We start from the raw sequence: 20,556 nt of genomic DNA, 5'->3' as shown, positions 1-20,556 counted from the left end.
CGGGTGTTAAAGCCCGGCATTGGTATTTTTACTCTTCGGTCTGAATCTCCTTCAGTTTGTTCATAGCGCGTTCCTGCAGGTTGTCAAACAGCTCTTTGCTGATGTCACCAACAGTAAATTTCAGGTGTAGCCAAACGATGTAGGTCGCCATGACGTCTTCATAACAATAGTGCTCAATTTCTTTCAGTTCGCCCCGGTTGAACATATCCAGCACCTCGTTGCCTTCGCCGGTCTGTTTAAACGGAATGCCGATAAGATAGCCAAGGTGCTTGAGTTTTGGCCAGGAGCTGGCCCCGTAGTTGCTGAACTCATCAAGCAGATCTACATTTGAATTGCTGTATCGGTACTTGATGTCGCGGTGGTTTAGCCGGTGGGGCATCTGCAGGCCGTGCTTCATGGCGCGATAAGTCAACAGGGGCAGATCAAATCCACGGCCGTTATGGTGGATCAGCCCGAAATCCTTGTACGTAGAGAGGGAATCGAAGAGGGATTTTAAACCCTCCTCCTCATCAGTACCGTTCCAAGACACTTTTTGTTTGGGAACGCCATTGTTTTCGATCCAGAGTCCCACCCAAGAGATCATTTTGTGATACATGGGAGGCAAGAATCCCGATTGATTACGAGCCAATTCTTCCCCCGCCTGTAATAACATGGCATCGTCGTCATCCTCGGGTTCTTCAAGCACAGAACGAACAAATTCAAAATCGGGGATGGTCTCTACATCAAATACAAAAAACATGGTTAAAAATGTGGTTTAGTTTAGGCTACAGCAGATCCTTCCGAGGAAACCCAGTTGCTGATCATTGGTTTTATGTCTTCCGGTTTTCGTGTGTTCCAATATCAGACTATGGCGCCAATCATCCAAAAACAAAACCAGCCGGACACTTGTCAGTTACCGGCTGTAATCTCTCCGGCTATATTTTGTTGGAAAATATCCTTGATTCGGCTAGGTTGTTCGTAATTGGCCAGCAGATGCATCATTTTAGTCAGGGTTGCTTCGCTGGTCATGTCCCTGGCACTCAGCGCACCGAGGTCCATCGCATTTCTGCCGCTTTCATACTTGGTAAGGTCCACGGCATCGTAGGGGGCTTGTGAAGTTATTATAACGATTAAATCCTGTGCAATAGATCGTTCCAGGAATGGGAGTACCGATTTTTCCCCATGCATCGGGAAGTTACCACTTCCGAACGCCTCAATGATGATTGCATCGAGTTCAGACAAGTCAAGCTGCTCAAGGAAATTTGGAGGCAAGTTTGGGAACAATTTCAACAAAAAAATCCGATCGCTGAAACGGGGGAATGCTTTCAACTGGTTTGTTGGTCGCGGAACCTGTTTGTTGAATTCAATATGAAGGCCAATTTCGGCAAGGGCCGGAAAGTTTGGCGACGCAAAAGCATCAAAATCACCGATGCTCATCTTCGTGGATCGGTTGCCGCGGTACACAAAGTCATTAAAACAGATCGCCACCTCGAACAGCGGAAAGGTGGCCATTTCTATGGTGTTGACCAGGTTGCGGCGGGCGTCGCTGCGGAGGCTGCTCATCGGCACTTGGCTGCCCGTCAGGATGACCGGTTTGTCAAGGTTCTGGAGCCCAAAGGAGAGGGCAGAGGCGGTATAGGCCATCGTATCGGTCCCGTGTAGAATTACAAAACCATCGTACCGGGGCGACTTTTCCCTGATAAATTTGATCAGCTGGGTCCAGTGTTGGCCATTAATATCTGAGCTGTCTTCAAAAAAGAGCCGCTCGATATGCAGTTCGGCAATTTCAGAAAGCTCTGGGATTTCACGGTAGATCGTTTCCGACCATTTCTCTGGATCCAATTCCGGCTGATTACCCTTTCCAAGATCCATCGCAATGGTACCACCGGTCTGAATAAGTAGAATGCGTTTCATAAACTATCTGTTTTCAGGTTCGTCAGGGGACTCAAAAATAGCAAGCTTCAATCAACCTCACGTAATTGAAAATTGATATTTGTTATTTGTAATATTGCCCTCAATATGTGAATAATTTTTTGGCTTCATTCCTTTTTTTGCATTACTTATCTAAAACCACTTATCTGGCGGAAGTCAGAACTTCGTCTTCGGAAAAGGGAATTAGTAGTCGCCTGGCTGCCGCCGAATCTCTAGCCTATCAAAAAAGGAGGTAGCTATGAATGTGTATCAGCCATCAAGAATTCGCAATGTCGTGCTATTGGGTCATTCTGGCGCAGGGAAAACCACCCTTGCTGAAACCATGCTCTTCGAGTCGGGTTCAATAAGCCGACGCGGCAGTGTCCAGGAGCGAAATACGATCTCCGATTACCACGAAATTGAACATGAAAAAGGAAAATCTGTTTTTTCCTCTTTTTTAAACCTGGACTGGCGGGGAAACAAAATTAACCTGATCGATACTCCGGGTACATCTGACTATGCCGGAGAAGTAGTAGGTGCACTGCGGGTGGCCGATACCGCTATCTTTACACTGAATGGTGAATATGGCGTTGAGGTGGGCACCGAATCACTTTGGCGATATACACAGAAGTATCGCATTCCCTCTCTATTTATTGTCAACAAACCGGACTCTTCTCAATCCAACTTTCAGAAGGCCGTGGATATGGCCAAGGAGCGTTTTGGACGTGGCGTCGTTGTTGTGCAGTATCCTTTTAGTGAGGGCGAAGATTTCCATGCCATCATTGATGTATTGAAAATGACGATGTATGAATTCCCCGAGAAGGGGGGCAAGCCGGATAAACTACCGATCCCCGATTCCCAAAAATCGCAGGCGGAACTGTTGCACAACGAGCTTGTAGAAGCAGTGGCAGAGAACGATGAAACGCTGATGGATCTCTATTTTGAACAGGGAGAGCTCACCGAAAGCCAGATGCGGGAAGGACTTCAGAAATCGCTGCTAAACCAGGATCTGTACCCGTTGTTTTGTTGCTGCGCTCAGCGGAATATGGGCACTGGTCGCGTTATGGGATTTCTGGGCAACGTGGCTCCAAATCCGTTGGAGGCTAACCCACCGAACACGGTTGATGGGGAGGAGTTTGCTCTCGATCCCGAAGGTCGGCCGGTTATGTTTACTTTCAAAGACAGTGCGGCCTCGCATGTGGGAGACCTGATCTACTTTAAAGTCTACGGTGGTGCGGTAAAATCCGGCCTAGACCTGGTGAGCAGTACGAGCAGTAATATGGTTCGGCTGTCGAACCTCTACCTGACGAACGGCGAAAAACGAGTTGATATCTCTGAGGTTAAAACCGGGGACATTGCAGCAGCCGTTCGCCTAAAAGACATTGGGGTGAACGAGACGCTTCATGAAAAGGGAAACGATATCACTATTGAGCCAATTGAGTTTCCCAAACCGACGATTCGTACTGCGATTCAGTTAAAGACCCAGGGAGAAGAGGACAAGCTTGGTACGGCGTTACACCAGCTGCAGCATGAAGATCCATCACTGGATGTGGAGCACAGCCAGGAGCTCAACCAGGTCATTTTGCATGGCCAGGGAGAGGAGCACTTGGCCGTAATAAAATATGAGCTGAAGAATCGCTATAACCTTGATTTTGAGTTTGTCCAGCCACGCATTCCATACCGCGAGACCATCACTACGAGTATCCGAACGCATTACAAACACAAAAAGCAGTCGGGTGGAGCGGGCCAGTACGCCGAGGTTTCGATGCTGATGGAACCACTGCAGGAGAATATGCCGGAGCACAATGATCTGAAAATTCGCGATGTACAGGATATTGATCTAGAGTGGGGTGGCAAGCTGATATTCAGGAATTGCATCGTTGGTGGTGTCATAGACAACCGTTTTATGCCGGCTATCCTGAAAGGAATCATGGAGAAAATGGAAAACGGGCCGATGAGCAATTGCCGTGTTCGGGATCTGCGCATTTCAGTGTATGACGGTTCGATGCACTCGGTAGATTCTAATGAGGCTGCGTTCAAAACGGCTGCTCTGATGGCGTTTAGAGATGGATTCATGAAGGCCAAGCCGCAGCTTATGGAACCGATTTATAGCGTTGAAATAACCGTTCCAGCCCAGTATATGGGTGATGTGATGAGTGATCTCAGCACACGGCGTGGGCAGATCCAGGGTATGGATGGCGAAGGTTCTATCCAAAAGATAAAGGCCCTGGTGCCGCTGGAAGAACTGGATCATTATGCTACGCGACTGAAGTCAATGACGCAGGGTAGTGCCAGTTATACCCGTGAGTTTTCACACTACGACAAGGTACCTTACGATAAACAGGAGCGGGTAATCCAGGAAACGATGAGCCTGCAGGAAGTGAATTAATAAGTTTATCGATGTGCGACGCATTTTGAAGTGCGTCGCAAATATTTTACTCTCTTTTGGAGGCTTCAATATACCTTATTGGCAATTCAAACGGCGGATCTTCAGGGATGGGGGGTAAGCGCCGTTTCATCGGTTCTGAGGGCTTTTTCGGTCGGCGGTCTGGCGTCCACACAAATCCTTCAAGGCGTCGGTCTGCCGTTTTTTTACTCTCGGGAAGATACATGCCATCCACAGGTCCCAACGCTTTCATCGTGTCCAGGGCTCCCTCTTTAAAAAGGAGAGTAATGGAGGGAGCGGTCATATCAATCGCCCCGTCCGGTTCATCGTTCTCATTTTTGGTGTAGCGCAGCAGGTGACTATTCGGGAATACATGGATTTTGGAAATATCTCCATTCACAAAATTGACGCGAAGCGTGTCCCCGGTTATCTGGTTTAGCCGGTCGAGTGTAGTGTCCTGTTGTACTACGAAAGGCTGTGGATACGAAACCAGCTCGTCGATGTCATTATTTTGAAGTCTCACCCTGATGTAAGGTCCAGTAAGTTGAATCTGTTTATGCCAGGCAGTGGGATTTGACCTCAAAATGAAGTTTTCCGTTTGGTCATCGTAACGAGCGGTATCCGAAACAGCAGAAAATTTGGGTGACCATATACGCACATTTTTGTAGGCGTTGATTACGGCCTGAGTATCGGGAGGGCTCGTTTCCTGGATAGAGTATATGATCTGCGCCCTGATATGGGTGGTATCCGGCGGTGAGCTACCCGTTGTTTGGGTGGTAGTGGTAGTAGTCGTGTCAGTTTTGATGCTGTCCGGCCTGTTTTGCATAAAATAGGTTGACAGGGTATCCTCAGTAGTAGTGGTGGTGTCGGTTCTGGCGTAGGGTGGAAGTGTTTGCCGTTGGATAGCCGGTTTCAAGCTGTCAGCGACCAGCGTGTCGGGCGCAGGGGCGGTGGTATCGGGTTGCGGTTCAAATTTTTTGAGCCATGCATTGCCCTCAAGACGCCGGTGGCCGGTCGTATCGGATTTGAGGGAATCTCCCTTTAGGATTACGCTGTTCTCCCTGTCGTCAACAAATACGTTGCTGTAAAGACGGTACGTATTTTTCCTTCGATTGATGAACAGGCTGTCACCCTCGATGTACTGCAGGCTGTCGGAAATTTGGACATTGCCTCTGAATACCGCGCTATCCGGTTCACGGTAGTAGAAACCGCTGTTGGCCTTAAGTACGCCATCCGGATCTTGAAGGCGCACATCTTTCAGGAAGTGTCCCACCCTGGTAGAAAACCGGTAGTCCACGGCCTGGCTGAAAAGCGTCGCACTATCTGCTTCAATGATTACTCTACCGCGCAGTTGACTGAAATCAACATCGGTAAAGTATATGAGTGTATCGGCATAAATTTGTTCATTGGGCGTATCGATCTCAATATTACCAAATGCCCGTACTTCACTTCGTTCTAGAAATTGGTATGCACTATCACAATACATCACCATATCATCCATGCGAAGGCTCACGTTCCCGATCAGTTTACGCACCCGTTCGCCCTGCATCGTCACCCCCATCACTTCTTGTGCCTTGTTAATTGTAACACGATTTTGGCCGTGTGCTTTTTGGGGGGAAATAGAGAGAAACAGTATTCCTGCCAGCAGGAATAAGGGCAGAGTTGGAAATTTGGATAATGTTTGAGAAGTGTGTTCCATATCAATCAACAGTGACCTGGCCTGTAACCTCCCGGATGGTATATTCCGAAAGGTCTGTGGTACCTTCAAACCCGTTTCCTGCAATGCTGTCGGATGGAGTGGTAATAATCACAAACTGTGGGGTGGAAACCCGGTTGTCCCCCGAATTCCATTTCAGGTATTCCGACCGTAGCCTTCGGTTGGTAATGGTGCGCACTTTTACATCTCCATGCAGCTGGAATATCGACTCATCGGGTTGGTATACGGCCCGATTGGCAGTAACCCGCGTTTCAACAGTGCCTGTTGAATCAAATACCTGCACGAACACCGGGCCGGAAATTCGTGTCTCGTTCATCTCTTCCATCGTATAAGTAGCTGCGTAAGAACCGCGGATACGCACCTTTTTTTGTCCCTTCTCAATAAGTTCCATATCAACATCCCATGTTTCGGTGCTTGACAGGAGGGTGTCACTCAGGGCTTCCTTTACCCGCTGGGTTTGCGAATCGGAAAGCTCTCCACAGGAAGAGAAGCCCAGTAAAACAAGGCATGAAATAAAAAGGATCAAAGTTGTTTTAAATTGTTCCAAAATATCGGTCACCTGCATCTCCTAGGCCGGGAACGATAAAAGCGTCATCGTTCAGCCGGTCATCAATTGCTGCTGTAATTATTTGTATATCAGGATGTTTTTTCTGCAAGAAAGCAATGCCCTCCGGTGCCGATATTAACGAAATAAAATGGATTTGTTGTGCCCCTTGGGTTTTAAGATAGTTGAGCGCATCATTGGCACTTCCACCAGTTGCCAGCATCGGGTCTACCAGCACCAGGTAGGCATCCTCGATTCCTTCTGGTAGATTTGTGTAATAGTCTACCGGTTGGTGTGTATCCTCATCGCGATACATTCCCAGGTGCCCAACTTTGGCGTCGGGAATAAAATCGACAATACCGTTTACCAGGCCTAAGCCCGCTCGCAGAATTGGAACCACTACCACGTCAGTGTCGATCTCATAGCCTTCCGTCTCTTCGATCGGTGTTTCAACAGTGAGCGTACGAAGTGGAAGATCTTTGAGCGCAAAATATCCCAAGATGGTGGAAATTCGCTTTAGGGCCGCCCGAAATTCTGTAATACTGACCGATTGATTTCGAAGAATAGTGAGATCCCGCGCAACTACCGGGTGCTCTACCAGCGTTACATTTTTGTGGTTCTCCATCTACAAACTCAGATTCTTAAGTAGTTAGAATTTGCCGGCAACAATCAAACATCCGGGTTTTCAAAATATTTCTTGGTGATTTTGTAAGCAGCACCAGAGAGAGCAAAGAGAGCAACGATGTTGAAGAATGCCATTAGCCCAAGCATGACATCGCCGAAATTCCAAACGACGGTTATCGTAAACAATGCTCCAAGAAAATGCATGGCGACGAACGTCAGGCGATACCAGAAGATAGACCCAAATCCAAATAGATACTGCGCCGCCCGATCTCCGTAGTAGCTCCAGCTAATGGAGGTGGAAACTGCAAAAAGGAAGACCGCAATGGTTACAATGTATCCTCCACCTGGAAAAATCGGGGCGAGCCCCTTTTCGAAAGCTGCCGAGGTGAGCGGTGCACCATTTTGAACAACCCCGCCGTAAAGAATGGGGATCTGTGAATCATCTTCAGCATAGACGCCCACTTGATCACCCGAAAGCTCAATTCTGCCATTAAATGGCTCACTGAATGACGCATTAGTGAACATGGTGTCAACAGAGATGCCGTAGTAGTTCATAATGCCGTTTTGTGGAACGCCATTTTTAAAATACAGCACATTATTGTTTGGTGTTTGGTTTCCTGCACTGTTGAGCTCATATGTCACTACATCATCAGCCGGATCTACCGCTGATTGATGATGCATATCCCAGGCCCCGGTAGAAACGATGACAAGACCGGTCATGGTACAAATGACAAGTGTATCGATGAACGGTTCAAGGAGAGCTACTACACCTTCTCGAACAGGCTGGTCGGTTTTAGCGGCAGAGTGCGCAATAGGGGCCGATCCCTGGCCTGCTTCGTTGGAAAAAAGTCCCCGCTGCACCCCATAGCTGAGGGTGAAAATAAGCGCTCCCGAGCCTACACCCAGGGCTCCTGCTTGCGGATTAAAGGCATTGCTGACAATGAGTCCAAGGGAAGGAAGAACATCCTGGTAGTTAATCAGAAGAATTGCGAGCGCCCCAAGGACATAGAGAATACCCATAAACGGCACCAGGCGGGAGGTTACGCGGCCAATACGCTTAATGCCACCCAAAATGACTGCAGCCACCAGGCTGGCGGTAATAAATCCGGTAACGACAACAGGAATTTGGAAATCAGTTTTCATCACATCAGCAACAGTGTTGGCCTGCACCGCATTTCCGGTAAGAAAAGCACAGATTGCAGCTGAGATAGCAAAGGCCACAGCCAGCCATTTCCAATTGGAGCCGAGTCCCCGTTCGATATAATACATCGGTCCGCCTGAGACTGTGCCATCGGGATTTGAGCTCCGATATTCCTGTGCCAGCGTTACCTCGGTAAACTTTATCGCCATTCCCAAAAGGGCGGTGACCCACATCCAAAAAAGGGCCCCGGGTCCTCCATAGTGGATAGCAAGGGCCACACCCGCGATATTCCCGATCCCAACAGTGGCTGAGAGGGCGGTTGTTAAAGCCTGGAAATGGTTTATATCTCCCTCATCCTCGGGATCATCATAAAAACCGGTAACAACTTTTAATCCATGTTTGAAACGCGTAAACTGCACAAAACCCAGCCGTACGGTAATGTAGATACCAAAAGCCAGGAGAATGACCACCATCGCTGGAAAGGACTCCGGGTAATTCCAAATAATATTCTCCAACCAGCTGATGATATTCTCAAATGTCTCCATGCGAATTTGCTACCGTTTAAAATTTCGTTTTAATTTAAACAGATGTGAAAGTATAAAAGATTTAGCACTTTTTTAGATGAAAATAAGTCCTCAGCCTTCAATGTTTTTTAAAAAGATAGGCTTAATTATTTTAAGAGCTGTTTAACGTTGGACTATTCAATCAGTATTTATAATTGTCTTAAAATTTCAGGGTGACTCATTATGACTAAAGCAGACATTGTAGATGTAATATCATCATCAACCGGGCTAACCAAGGTGGAAACGGAGGCGGTAGTTAACGGTTTTATGGAAACGGTAATCGATGCTATGAAGCGGGGAGAAAATATAGAACTCCGGGGATTCGGAAGTTTCAAAGTGGTGAAACGTGCCGAACGGGTGGCTCGCAATCCAAAAACAAATGAAGAAGTGATTGTGCCTGAACAATATGTTCCGGTTTTAAAAGTTTCTAAAGATTTTAAGGAAGCAGTTAACGAATCAATGATGCAAGAGGAAGAAGGTGAGTAAATTTTAACAGTAGTATTTACTCCGGATATTGCTATATTTGGAGGCATTCCTACTGACGGGTCAAAAAGAAATGAGTATAAACAGTAATAATAAAAGGTGATTAACCATGCCAAGCGGAAAAAAGAGAAAGCGATCAAAAATTGCCAAGCATAAACGGAAGAAACGATTGCGAAAGAACAGGCACAAGAAAAATAAGTAGTGGTAGTTTCTACTTCGGAAAATTAAAGGCCTTCGATAATCGAAGGCCTTTTTACATTCTTTTTGGTGTATCCAACTTTAGAAAGCCTATGCTGCGGCAACGGTTCTGAGCACGCGGTCCGAAATTCGCGTTACTTTTTGTGATTTCAGGAGCAGTTCTTTCAGGCGCTCAGTAACAAACTGATGCACACTGTTCAGGCTCTTCAAGTCAGTCAGCGTATATTGAAAATAGGAGATGAGATTGATGGCAGACAGGTACTTTCCATACTCATCACCCTCTACCTCGATATGCCAGCGGGTAATGATGTCATCGTCCCCAAGCAGTTTGTTGACTTCTTCACTGATGCGTTCCATCCATTCGCTTGCTGCATCAAGCCGGTGGTTGCCATTTTCCCCTGACACCGAGGGCTGAGATCGTTCTTCATCAAACATCCAGGTTACTTCGATGTCAATGACCGGAGCAATACTGGTACTTACCATATTGTCATCCAGCAAAAATGGGTGCTCTTCCATACCTTCAAGCTGTTGTGCCAATACTGTCTCTCTGAACCGATCCCAGTCAAAGTTGAAGGACAGCTCTTTGACAAATTCGGTGTGATCGTCTAGCTCAATCACGAGCTCCAGACCTGTAGCGTTAATTCGATCTTCGTTCCAGGTCTTAAAAGTTTTTATTTTTACGTTTCTGTTTTCGAGATCACTCTTGATTTGATTGGCTACTGAATTAAAAATGGGATATGTCATCGCGACTTAATTTTATAATTTACATTTGATAATTTGCCTTAATTAAATGCAATGAATAATTATTACGAACTAATATATTTAATTAAAGAGATAAAAGTAAGTCTTAAGGATACTTTTTTTGACTTTGCTATATCTCCCCACAAAGATGTGTTGGAGATGTTCATTAACTCTGAATCTGAACCATTACGCATAATATTTAGTGCAAATCCAAATGAGACGACTTTGTTCCTTGACACTTACCGTCCTCCTAAAAAGAGCAATGTTATTGATTTTTTCAAGGGGATAGAGGGTCAAAAGATCGTTAAGATAGCGTTAGCAGAGTGTGACCGGCTGGTTTATTTCCATTTTAAGGAGGGTCATGCATTGCTTTTCAAACTCTTCAGTAACAATCCCAACCTTTTTTTGGTGAAGGACAACGAAATTATTGACGCATTTAAAAACAGGGATGATGTGACCGGGCAGACTCCTCCAAAGCCCTATGCACCCGACTTTGCAGATGAGGTCAATCCAAAGGCGAAACCCAAGAACCAGGTAACACGTCTTAATCCGCTGTTGCCAAGAAATTTGATACCCGTGCTAATCGATCAGCACAAGGTGGACAAAATGTCGCCGGAAGAGGTGAAGGAATTTGTTGCCTGGATAACAGACGAACTCGAATCCAATCCGCATCCCCGGGTGCTTGTAACGGGTGAGACCTGCCTGTGGTCTGAGGAGGTCCTGGATATAGAAACAGAAAAGGCGTTTGATACCGTAAATGATACCATCCGTCATGCCTACCGGGAAGCTGTGCACACCCGCAGGTTGCATCAGCACCGGCACAAGGTGCAGCAGATGCTGGAGCGGTCGCTCAGCAAAAAGGAGGCCCAGCTGGAACAGCTACAACAAGCCGATAAAAGCCTGGACCGGGCCGATGAATATGAAAAGTATGGGCACCTGCTAATGGCCCACGCGCACGAACAGAAGCGCCCCGACCAGCAGCAGATTGAAGTGAAGGACCTGTATGACGAGGCTGAAACTGTGACGATACCGCTTAAACAACAAAAGGATATCGCCGAAAATGCGCAGTATTATTATAAAAAGGCGAAAGAGTCGCGTACATCATATGAAAAAGCGATAGAGCGAATTGGAACGGTTGAGGAGGAAATTGACCAGTTGGAAGAGCTGCTCACTGAACTTAAAGCGATTGAGCACCTGCCGGAGCTGCAAAAATGGATTAAAGATAAAAGCGATCTGCTTGAGAACTATGGCTATGGCACTGATGACAATCAGCAGGCCTCATCACCGTATCGAAAATTTAAGATCGGCAAGTACGAGGTCTGGATAGGGAAGAGTGCCAAGAGCAACGACAAGCTGACGAGCCTGGCCCATAAAGAGGATGTCTGGCTTCACGCTCGCGGTGTAGCGGGGTCTCACACCGTCATCCGCATGGGAAATCAGCATGACTATCCGCCGAAACAGGTTATCTTACAGGCTGCGAGCTATGCGGCGTACTATTCCAAGGCGCGTGGAATGAAGAGCGTCCCGGTTATGTACACCAAGGTGAAATACGTGCGAAAGCCGAAGGGATCGCCGCCGGGAGCTGTAGTCGTAGAGCGAGAAGAAGTTGAAATGGTACCACCACAAAAACCCAAAAGTTGATGGAAGAGATTACAAATTTACCAAAGTTAATTTTTTTATGTGGTTTCATGGGAACCGGAAAGTCTAGCCTTGGGACAAGACTGGCAAGGAAGCTCGATCGCCCGTTTGCCGATCTTGACACCATTATTGAGGAAGAAGCCGGCAAATCGATTCCTGAAATTTTTGAGCAGGAGGGGGAGGAAGGCTTTCGGGCTCACGAACGAAAGCAGTTGCTAAAAACCATCAGGGAATACGAGGGTATTCTGGCACTCGGCGGGGGCGCCCTGCATAATCAGCACCTGGTGGACCACATAAAAATAAACGGGCTGCTGATATTTATAGAGACGCCATTTTCTGTTATCTTAGACCGTATTTTGCAACACAATAACAGGCCGTTGTTGCTTAACGATGACGGCACCATGAAGGACAGAGAAACTCTCGAAAATGAATTACAGGAGTTATACGACCAAAGGCTCAAATATTACCAGCAGTCAGAAATAACCATTCACACAGATAACCGATCTTCCATCGAAGATACCGCAGCCGCACTAGTCAGTAAGATACGCAATCATGTCTCATACAATTGAAGTACCCATTAACTACCAGAAGAACTACACGATCCATATCGGCAACGACATTTGGGATCATATTATTGAATTTAGCAGCGACAGTTATGCCCAACGCCTTGCTTTTGTGGTGATCGATGAACAGGTACACCGCCTGCATTTTGATAAAATATCCCGCGAACTGGGCAGTTATTTTGACCGGGTTGAAACCTATGTGGTTCCAGAGGGAGAGCAAAGCAAAAACAGCAGGCAGTGGCAGCGTATCGTTGATTTTATCTTAAAAAACGGTGCTGAGCGTGGTACTCCACTGTTTGCAATCGGCGGCGGAGTAACCGGAGATCTCGCAGGATTTGCCGCTTCCTCAGCCTTGCGAGGCATTCCTTTAATCCACCTGCCCACTACGCTGCTGGCTATGGTCGACAGTTCCATCGGCGGAAAGACCGGTATCAATCATGATGTAGGAAAGAACCTGATTGGGGCGTTTTACCAGCCGGATGCAGTTTTTGCAGACACTCAGTTCCTTGGGACGCTCGATCGGGGGGAATGGATCAACGGGCTATCCGAAGTTTTAAAGTACGGCGCCATACGGGCTCCCGAAATCTTTGATACGGCTGCTTCATTGATCGAGGATCCGGGGTTTAAGCCAACGGAAGCATGGGCTGAGCTTATCGCCCAAAGTGCGGAAATAAAAGTACGTGTAGTGGAGAAAGATACCCTGGAAGCCGGTACCCGGGCCTTCCTGAATTACGGCCATACCTTTGGTCACGCGCTCGAAAAACGGTCCGGTTACGGAAACATATCGCACGGGCAAGCGGTATTTATAGGAATGATTGCCGCAACATACGCCTCTGTGAAACTGGGAGCAGATATTGAGAGTGCACGTTTTGAACCGTTCAAATCGTTGTACCCTATTCAGTTGCAGGAATTGGTCCCGGAAAGGAGTGCATTGATAACAGCGATGAAGACCGATAAAAAAGTACAAGATGGACAAATTCGCCTCATTTTATTAGATGACTGGGGAAGTCCATACATTTATCCCTGCGAGGGAACTCAATTAATTGAGGATGCATGGTCGCATGCCTACGAGAAATTTAGTTAAGAGATAACGCGTGGTTTTACGCTGGATACATAACATCTGGAAGTATTTTTGGAGGATTATACTCGTTCTCCTGTTGGTCATTCTGCTTGTCGGCGGGGGACTGTTCGGCATCCTGCAGCTCGATTCCTCCAAAAACTATGTAGCCAACCAGATAGAGCAGCGTTTTAACAGTCGGTTTAACGGCAAACTTGCAATCGGCAATCTCCAGGGATTGATGCCCTTTCGATTTGAGCTAACCGATGTTTCCCTGATGGCAGCGGCACCGGGGGATTCTACATACAATGCCGCAACGGCTGACAGCGTGATTACCATTAAAAAGCTGAACACGCAGATTGACCTCTGGAGCCTGCTCCAAAATAAAATCAGTATCGTAGACTTCCAGTTGCAGCACCCGGAAGTTCGGTTCCTAAGCGATATTGACAACAGCTACACCCTGAGTAAAGCCCTGCAGCCCAGGGAAAAACATCCTGAAACCGAGCGCCAATTGGGGGATTCCTGGATTCAGCAAGTCGAGATTATTGCGCCTCTGCTAACCATACAGAATGGGAGTGTTTACGTTGACCGGTTTCACGGTGACACCGGCGACCTGGACATTCCCGAGCCGTTTCAGTCCGATTCTATCAGCACCACAATGTTTCTGGAGCTGAGTGAAATACAGCGGTTTTTGGATTTCGAAAGTTTTTCGGGCGACCTGCATAACATGAATATCGATAATGTCAGGTTCTCCGGCCAAATTTACAATGATAGCCGCTACCTGGAGTTTAACGCCTTTAATATCACCACGCCCCAGTCGGAGCTTACTGTGAGCGGGCAAATTGACGGGATTAACCTGGAGTCAGATTCTGTTCGCCAGCAGCTCCCCGATGCCCGGTACAACCTGGATATCAATTCCGAGAAGTTTGTCTTTGATGAATTTGCAACATTGGTACCATCTGTTCCTGATATCAAAGAACCCCTCGATTTCAGCATTGATGCTGAGGGAATTTTGGATTCTCTTCAACTCAACCGATTTGAACTTGGCATCGGGGAGAGTTACCTGAGCATCAACGGGCTGATGAAAAAACTTAAAAACCTGGAGGAGATGAACTACCGCTTCGACCTTCAGGACCTGGCCCTTCGCAAGCGTGACCTGGAAGTGATAACGGGTCCACTCAATCAGGCCCAGTTCCAGGTGTTCGAATCACTTAGAATGAAGGGCAAAGTAGCCGGCACGCCTGACTCATTGGATATGGATCTAAACATCGATAGTCCCTCAGGTGCCATAGGCGTAAAAGGATACACCCAGCTTCGTTCTCCGTTTAGATACTCCGGTTCCCTCTCAGGTAAGAATATTGATATTTCGCCGTTCCTGGCTCAAAACATTGATACTACAAATATAAATCTGGATGCCTCCTTTAATGGAATTGGGCACGACCTCTCAAAAGATCTGCTCAATTTTTCAGCTTCGCTTTATAGCAGTTCAATTGATTCGATCAGTATAGAAGAAATGAGCTTTGATGCGACCCTGGTGGAAGGTTTTCTGGAACACAGTTACCGTTATCGTACCGGAAATGAGCGACTGAACGGGCAGGGATGGATCGATTTTGATCGTGATGAGACGCAGTATGCCCTAAAGGGGGAAGCTTCGGATCTTGATCTTTCGCGGTATTTCCGATTTGATCCTGTCCCCCAAACGCGCCTCAATCTGGACTACAACGTAGAGCTGCAGGGGCTTCAGGCCGATCGCGTCCAGGGCCGGGCGAACCTGGATGTCAAGCCTTCAGCCATAGGTGCCGACACGGTCAACGCACATCAAATTTATATGGATCTGGACTCTCCGGACTTGCAAAGCCGTACCTTCAGGCTAACAAGCACTTTGTTTGATATGACGCTCCGCGGTGATATTAAACCCACAAATATGTATCGCCAGGTTAATTACTGGAGCCGTTATATCGGCGATCGTATTCGCCACGAAATAATGTTGGATTCGCTGGCATCGGAAGAAAACTATGAAACGGCCGGTGCCACCCCTGAATCGATTGCCCTTGAAGGGGAGCTCGTGACAAAAGATCTCGAGCTAATTCGTCATTACTGGCCAGACCTTCCGCGTATTGTCTCGAATTCGACGCTAAACTTTGATTTTAGGGCCGATGACAATCGTTTGCTCTTAACTGCAGACTCGCGGACGGACACGCTGATTTACAATATGAATGAAGCATTTGGGGCTACGGCGCGTCTCACTGCCAGTTTCAGGCACGATCAATCGCTAAAAGAGTTTTCCAATATCGATTTCCAGGCCAGTGTGGATACACTGCACACCGAACTCGTTAATGTAGATTCCGCACGTTTTGATATTTCACTGAACCAGGATTCCCTCTTCTTTAGCAGCAGTATTGCCAACATTTCCAACGAGGCCCGGTCAGAATTCCAGGTGACAAGTACCCTGTCTGATTCGGCAATGAAAATGAAAATTGAGAATTTTTACCTGGGAAACAACCAATACGCCTGGCAAAATGAGTTAATACCGACCATCACGCTGGAGCGGAGCGGGAATGTTCTTTTCCAGGATTTTCGCTTTCAGAACCAAAATGAATTTATAGAAATCAGGGGCGATATCACCCCAAGCAGGCAGGACTCTCTTATGTTTGTCATGCGGGATGTGAACCTACAGCGCATTTCTGATTTGATAGATGGAAGAGTGGGATTCAGTGGTACCATGAACGGCACGCTAACTACGCGGTCACTGATGTCGCGTCCTTCGATCCAGGGGAATATGCAGGTCGGTCAACTGAAAATTGATGACCGAATGGTGGGAGATGCACGGTTTGAAAGTCAATTTGATCCCCAGAAAAACCGGTTTAATACCTCCATAGATATCGTAACCGATTCTACAAAATACGATGACTACTTGTCTCAAAATGATGGCGTCGGACAAAGCCTGCACCTGGATGGGTACTTTGTGCCCCCGAATCCGCAGGCGCCACGCGATACGGTGTTTTATTTTGATGCTGATTTTAAAGAGATCGATATGTGGATTGTACCCCACATTGCACCCAAAGTATTCCAGGTGGTGGAGGGCGTTGCATCTGGCAACGGATATATTACCGGGAATATGGATGATTATGACTTCAACCTTGATTTCCAGGTCCAGAATGCATTTGCAAAGCCGGAGTTTCTCAATACCAACTATTTCCTGAACGGGCATGTGGTATTTGACCGACAGGATTGGCTGGTGCTCGACTCTCTGAACGTTACCGACACAAAAGGCGGGAGGGGCATGGTGCACGGCAATGTGGATATCAACGATTTCAAGCCGATTACCTATACCGATATTACGCTTGAAATGGATCGCCTGCACTTCTTGAACAACTCCTATGATCCTGATGTGCCGTTTTACGGCAGCCTGTCGGGAACGGGAGCTCTGCGTGTAACCGGGCCGAATAATGATATGTTCCTGCGTACGCTGTCGCCCATTGAAGTGACACAGGATTCTCGGCTTTCGATTCCACTGCTTGAAGAAACCGAGCTTAACGAAAATGTGAAATTTATCCAGTTTGTAGAGGAATTTAATCCCAAACAAAAGGGAACAGATGCCTCGGAGGAGAACGACAGGGGCGGTGCCGGGCAATCGATTAACCAGATGCTGGAAAACCTCACTTTTTCCGAGCGGTTCAACCTGGATCTGCAGTTCAACGCCAACAACCCGATGACGGTAGAGCTGATTTTTGACCAGGTCACTAAAGAGGTATTGACGGCTCAGGGGACCGGGCAGGTTCGCCTGACAATGGAAGAAGAGAATGTACAGATGTTTGGCCGCTATAACATCGCCAGTGGTCGCTATATGTTTGTGGGTGGCGAAATATTTACCCGTCCGCTGGAGCTGGAAAAGGGTGGAGCGATAATCTGGGAGGGAGAGCCGGACAACGCCAGGCTCGACATCAATGCCATCTATAACGCACGGCCGAGCATTGCCCCGCTGATGGGGACCGCCGATAATAGCCAGGGCGATATCAACGGGCAGCGGGTACCAATCGACCTGGTGGTGGAAATTACCGGGACCATAACCAGCGTTGAGAACAATTACTACTTCCGGGTTCCCAATACGTTCGACATCTCCTCCAACAGTACACTTACGGCACAGATTAACGAACTAAACCGTGATGAACAGCAAAAATTAATCCAGGCGACCAGCATTTTGTTGACCGGCAATTTTATTTCGTACCAGAACACGAATGAAGCCTACAGTAACATCGGCCAAAGTTTTACCCGGAGATCTACATATCTAAATCCGCTGCTCTCCAGCCAGGTTATCAGTCCGCTGCTCTCCAACCAGATAAATGCCCTGCTGAACAGCGACGTCAGCCGGTTTGATATTGATTTTAGTCTCAACGCCTACAACGAGATTGATTTGGGAGTGGCATTGCGTTTGTATAATGATAGGCTTATCCTACGGCGCGAAGGTATGATTACAGGCTCAGAAAATCAGGCTACTCTTACCGAGCGTATTGGTGACTTGAATGCCACCTACCGAATTAATCGCAGCCTTTCTGTTATGGCTTTTCACCGGCAGGATCAGACACTTGGAAGTGTGACTCCAACACCGGGAGCCGGAAGCACTGTAGATGGGATAGGTCTGGAAGCACAGGTGAAGTTTAACACCTGGAAGCAGTTTTTCAGACAGATTAAAAATACCATTTTTGGCATATTTGGTGGGGGTGATAAGGAAGATGAAGAGAAAGAATCCCTGGCCGACGGTACTGCGACAGAAGCGATAAAAGAAGAATAATTTTAGAAAAGAAAGTTAGAAGAATATTTGATGACTAAGAAAACGAATGAAAGTACATTTGAGGAGATCATCCTCAATATCCTGAAGAACAATCCTGATTCAATTTTATCATTTGAAATGTTGCAGGATGTTCTGCAGGTCGAATCCAAAAAAGATAATAACAGGCTCAAGAATGCTATTAACAATCTTTTTGACCAAAATTTGATTGTTAAGCGCAAAGGCGGAGCCATTCAGCTGAACTCCTCGAATGGTAAAAAGAGGAAAAGAAAAAGAAGAGACGACAATACCGTCGTCGGCCGGATTGATATAAGTCGAAGAGGCACCGGCTACCTGATATGTGATGAATACAAAGAAGATGTAAGGGTCTCATCGCGACATCTAGGCTTGGCTTTGCAGGACGATATCGTTCGTGTAGAGGTATTCCCCAATAAAGGACGTGACGGTCGCGTAGAGGGGAAGGTAGTAGAGGTTGTTGAGCGGAAGAGCGAGATCTTTGTGGGAACGCTCATAAAGCAATCCGATCAAAGCTACCTGATTACCTCAGATGAGAATTCAGCCCATGTTGATTTCTTTGTGCTACCAAAAAATATTGGAGATGCCGAGCATGGCGACAAGGTGATTTTTGAGTTGGTAGATTGGGTGCACCCTCGGTCATTGCCCGAAGCAAAGATAACCCAGGTGTTGGGCGATGGAACCACAAACGAAGCGATGATGCTCTCCATTTTGGCTGAAAATCAGCTGAAAGCGCCCTTTCCCAAAGAAGTAGAGGAATATGCCGAGAATATCCCGGTGGAGGTTCCGCAGGAGGAGATAGACCGTCGGCTTGATCTACGGGATAAACAGGTATTTACCATCGACCCGGAAGATGCCAAGGATTTTGATGACGCCCTGAGCATAGAAATAACCGATAACGGGAATTACAAGCTGGGTGTGCACATCGCCGATGTAACCTATTACATGCCGGAAGATTCGATCCTGGATGAAGAGGCGTATGGGCGGAGTACCAGTGTGTACCTGGTGGACCGGGTCATCCCGATGCTGCCGGAGAAACTGAGTAACGGTGTTTGCAGCCTGCGGCCCGAAGAGGACAAGCTGGCCTACAGCTGTTTTATGGAGCTGACGCCGAAAGGAAAACTGGTCGATTACTCCATTGAGGAAACGGTTATTCATTCCAAGCGCCGCTTTACCTACGAAGAGGCACAGGAAGTGCTGGATGGCAAAGTAGATCGGTTCACCGGACCACTGAAAACGGCCGAAAAACTGGCGCATATCCTGTTGGAAAAAAGATTTAAAGAAGGGAGTATCGACTTTGATACGCCCGAACCAAAGTTCATCCTTGATGAAAATGGCAAACCGCTTGATGTTGAGCTTAAGGAACGGGTGTTTGCCCACCGGCTCATTGAGGAGTGCATGCTGATGGCCAACCGAACTGTGGCCTATCACATTGAAAAGTTGCGTGACCAATCCAACAAAAAGCGATCCAAGGACCTGTATCCATACCTATACCGCATCCACGACCAGCCGGATTTTGAGAAATTGGAGAATATCCAGGAAACTGTAAAACCAGTTGGCATCAATTTTCGTTTAGATAGTAAGACTGTTAGCTCTAAAGCCATCAATAAACTGTTAGATCAAATTGAGGATACCCCGTTGGAACTCACGGTCAACGACCTGATGTTGCGCGCCATGGCGAAGGCGGAGTACAGCCCCGACAATATAGGGCACTTTGGGCTTGGATTTGAGCATTACGCACACTTTACCAGTCCCATTCGCCGCTATCCCGATGTGATCGTCCATCGGTTGTTGAAGAAATATGCTGATAATAAGAACGGTTATAAGTACAATGAGCTGAAAAAAATGGGTGAACACTGCAGCGATCGTGAACGCATGGCCATTGAAGCTGAGCGGGAGTCGATAAAGCTGAAACAGGTGGAATACCTGAGCGAACGGGTTGGCGAAGAGTTCGACGGCGTAATTAGCGGAGTTATGGAGAAAGGCATCTTTGTTGATCTGAAGAATATTCACTGTGAGGGAATGCTCCCTGTGAGTGAGTTGAAAGACGACTATTATGTGTATGATGAGAAGCAGCACTGCCTTGTTGGAAAAAATATGGGAAAAAAATACCAGCTTGGGAAAGAAATCAAGGTTAAGGTCGTTAGAACAGATATAGAGAAGCGCCATATTGATTTGACTTTAGTCAATAAATGACAAAATTATAT

Annotated in this window: 14 protein-coding genes; 7 read left to right on the top strand and 7 right to left on the bottom strand. The window is 47.1% G+C overall.

Features of this window, described 5'->3' with window-relative positions; all coding sequences use genetic code 11:
- Window positions 1-28 precede the first annotated feature (28 nt).
- Window positions 29-739, bottom strand: coding sequence for a ribonuclease H-like domain-containing protein (locus tag NC796_RS04670; RefSeq protein WP_310682559.1), 711 nt, complete (start codon window positions 737-739; stop codon window positions 29-31).
- Between the two features lie 149 nt (window positions 740-888).
- Entirely contained in the window at window positions 889-1,893 is a 1,005-nt protein-coding gene (locus NC796_RS04665; protein ID WP_310682557.1) for an asparaginase, read from the bottom strand.
- Window positions 1,894-2,149: 256 nt separating this feature from the next.
- On the opposite strand from NC796_RS04665, the gene NC796_RS04660 reads away from it, so the two are divergent.
- On the top strand, window positions 2,150-4,279 hold the full coding sequence (locus tag NC796_RS04660) for an elongation factor G (RefSeq protein ID WP_310682555.1): 2,130 nt from the start codon (window positions 2,150-2,152) through the stop codon (window positions 4,277-4,279).
- Window positions 4,280-4,325: 46 nt separating this feature from the next.
- Here NC796_RS04660 and NC796_RS04655 read toward each other — a convergent pair whose 3' ends face one another.
- From NC796_RS04655 to NC796_RS04640, 4 genes are read right to left on the bottom strand one after another with little or no spacing between them, the layout of a single operon-like run.
- Entirely contained in the window at window positions 4,326-5,975 is a 1,650-nt protein-coding gene (locus NC796_RS04655) for an OstA-like protein (RefSeq protein WP_310682553.1), read from the bottom strand.
- A 1-nt stretch (window position 5,976) separates the two neighbouring features.
- Window positions 5,977-6,540, bottom strand: a complete 564-nt coding sequence (lptC, locus tag NC796_RS04650) for an LPS export ABC transporter periplasmic protein LptC (protein ID WP_310682551.1) — start codon at window positions 6,538-6,540, stop codon at window positions 5,977-5,979.
- Window positions 6,527-7,162 carry a uracil phosphoribosyltransferase gene (gene upp / locus NC796_RS04645; protein ID WP_310682549.1) on the bottom strand — a complete coding sequence of 212 codons (636 nt, stop codon included), beginning with the start codon at window positions 7,160-7,162 and terminating at the stop codon, window positions 6,527-6,529. The genes lptC and upp overlap by 14 nt, the downstream gene beginning before the upstream one ends.
- A 44-nt stretch (window positions 7,163-7,206) precedes the next feature.
- Entirely contained in the window at window positions 7,207-8,847 is a 1,641-nt protein-coding gene (locus NC796_RS04640; protein ID WP_310682547.1) for a sodium:alanine symporter family protein, read from the bottom strand.
- A 201-nt stretch (window positions 8,848-9,048) separates the two neighbouring features.
- Between NC796_RS04640 and NC796_RS04635 the strand changes: the two genes are divergently transcribed.
- Window positions 9,049-9,351 (top strand): HU family DNA-binding protein, encoded by a 303-nt coding sequence (locus NC796_RS04635; RefSeq protein ID WP_310682545.1) that lies wholly within the window; start codon window positions 9,049-9,051, stop codon window positions 9,349-9,351.
- A 285-nt stretch (window positions 9,352-9,636) separates the two neighbouring features.
- Here NC796_RS04635 and NC796_RS04630 read toward each other — a convergent pair whose 3' ends face one another.
- Entirely contained in the window at window positions 9,637-10,290 is a 654-nt protein-coding gene (locus NC796_RS04630; protein WP_310682543.1) for a hypothetical protein, read from the bottom strand.
- Window positions 10,291-10,341: 51 nt separating this feature from the next.
- On the opposite strand from NC796_RS04630, the gene NC796_RS04625 reads away from it, so the two are divergent.
- The 5 genes from NC796_RS04625 to rnr are packed head-to-tail and all read left to right on the top strand — an operon-like array spanning window position 10,342 to window position 20,545.
- A complete protein-coding gene (locus NC796_RS04625) occupies window positions 10,342-11,928 on the top strand; it encodes an NFACT RNA binding domain-containing protein (protein ID WP_310682541.1) in 1,587 nt (528 codons plus the stop codon).
- A gap of 47 nt (window positions 11,929-11,975) precedes the next feature.
- Window positions 11,976-12,494: a shikimate kinase gene (locus NC796_RS04620; RefSeq protein WP_310682539.1), complete on the top strand. Its 519-nt coding sequence runs from the start codon at window positions 11,976-11,978 to the stop codon at window positions 12,492-12,494.
- Entirely contained in the window at window positions 12,478-13,572 is a 1,095-nt protein-coding gene (aroB, locus tag NC796_RS04615; RefSeq protein ID WP_310682537.1) for a 3-dehydroquinate synthase, read from the top strand. The genes NC796_RS04620 and aroB overlap by 17 nt, the downstream gene beginning before the upstream one ends.
- Window positions 13,573-13,582: 10 nt before the next feature.
- Window positions 13,583-18,337 carry a hypothetical protein gene (locus NC796_RS04610; protein WP_310682535.1) on the top strand — a complete coding sequence of 1,585 codons (4,755 nt, stop codon included), beginning with the start codon at window positions 13,583-13,585 and terminating at the stop codon, window positions 18,335-18,337.
- Between the two features lie 30 nt (window positions 18,338-18,367).
- The gene (gene rnr, locus NC796_RS04605) at window positions 18,368-20,545 is read left to right on the top strand and encodes a ribonuclease R (RefSeq protein WP_310682533.1); all 2,178 of its coding nucleotides are present in this window, start codon (window positions 18,368-18,370) and stop codon (window positions 20,543-20,545) included.
- Window positions 20,546-20,556 lie beyond the last annotated feature (11 nt).

This window comes from Aliifodinibius sp. S!AR15-10 (genome assembly GCF_031569985.1).
Lineage (GTDB): Bacteria > Bacteroidota > Rhodothermia > Balneolales > Balneolaceae > JAMQKA01.
Note: the sequence above shows the minus strand (reverse complement) of the source record. Positions and strands in the feature narration are given on the sequence as shown.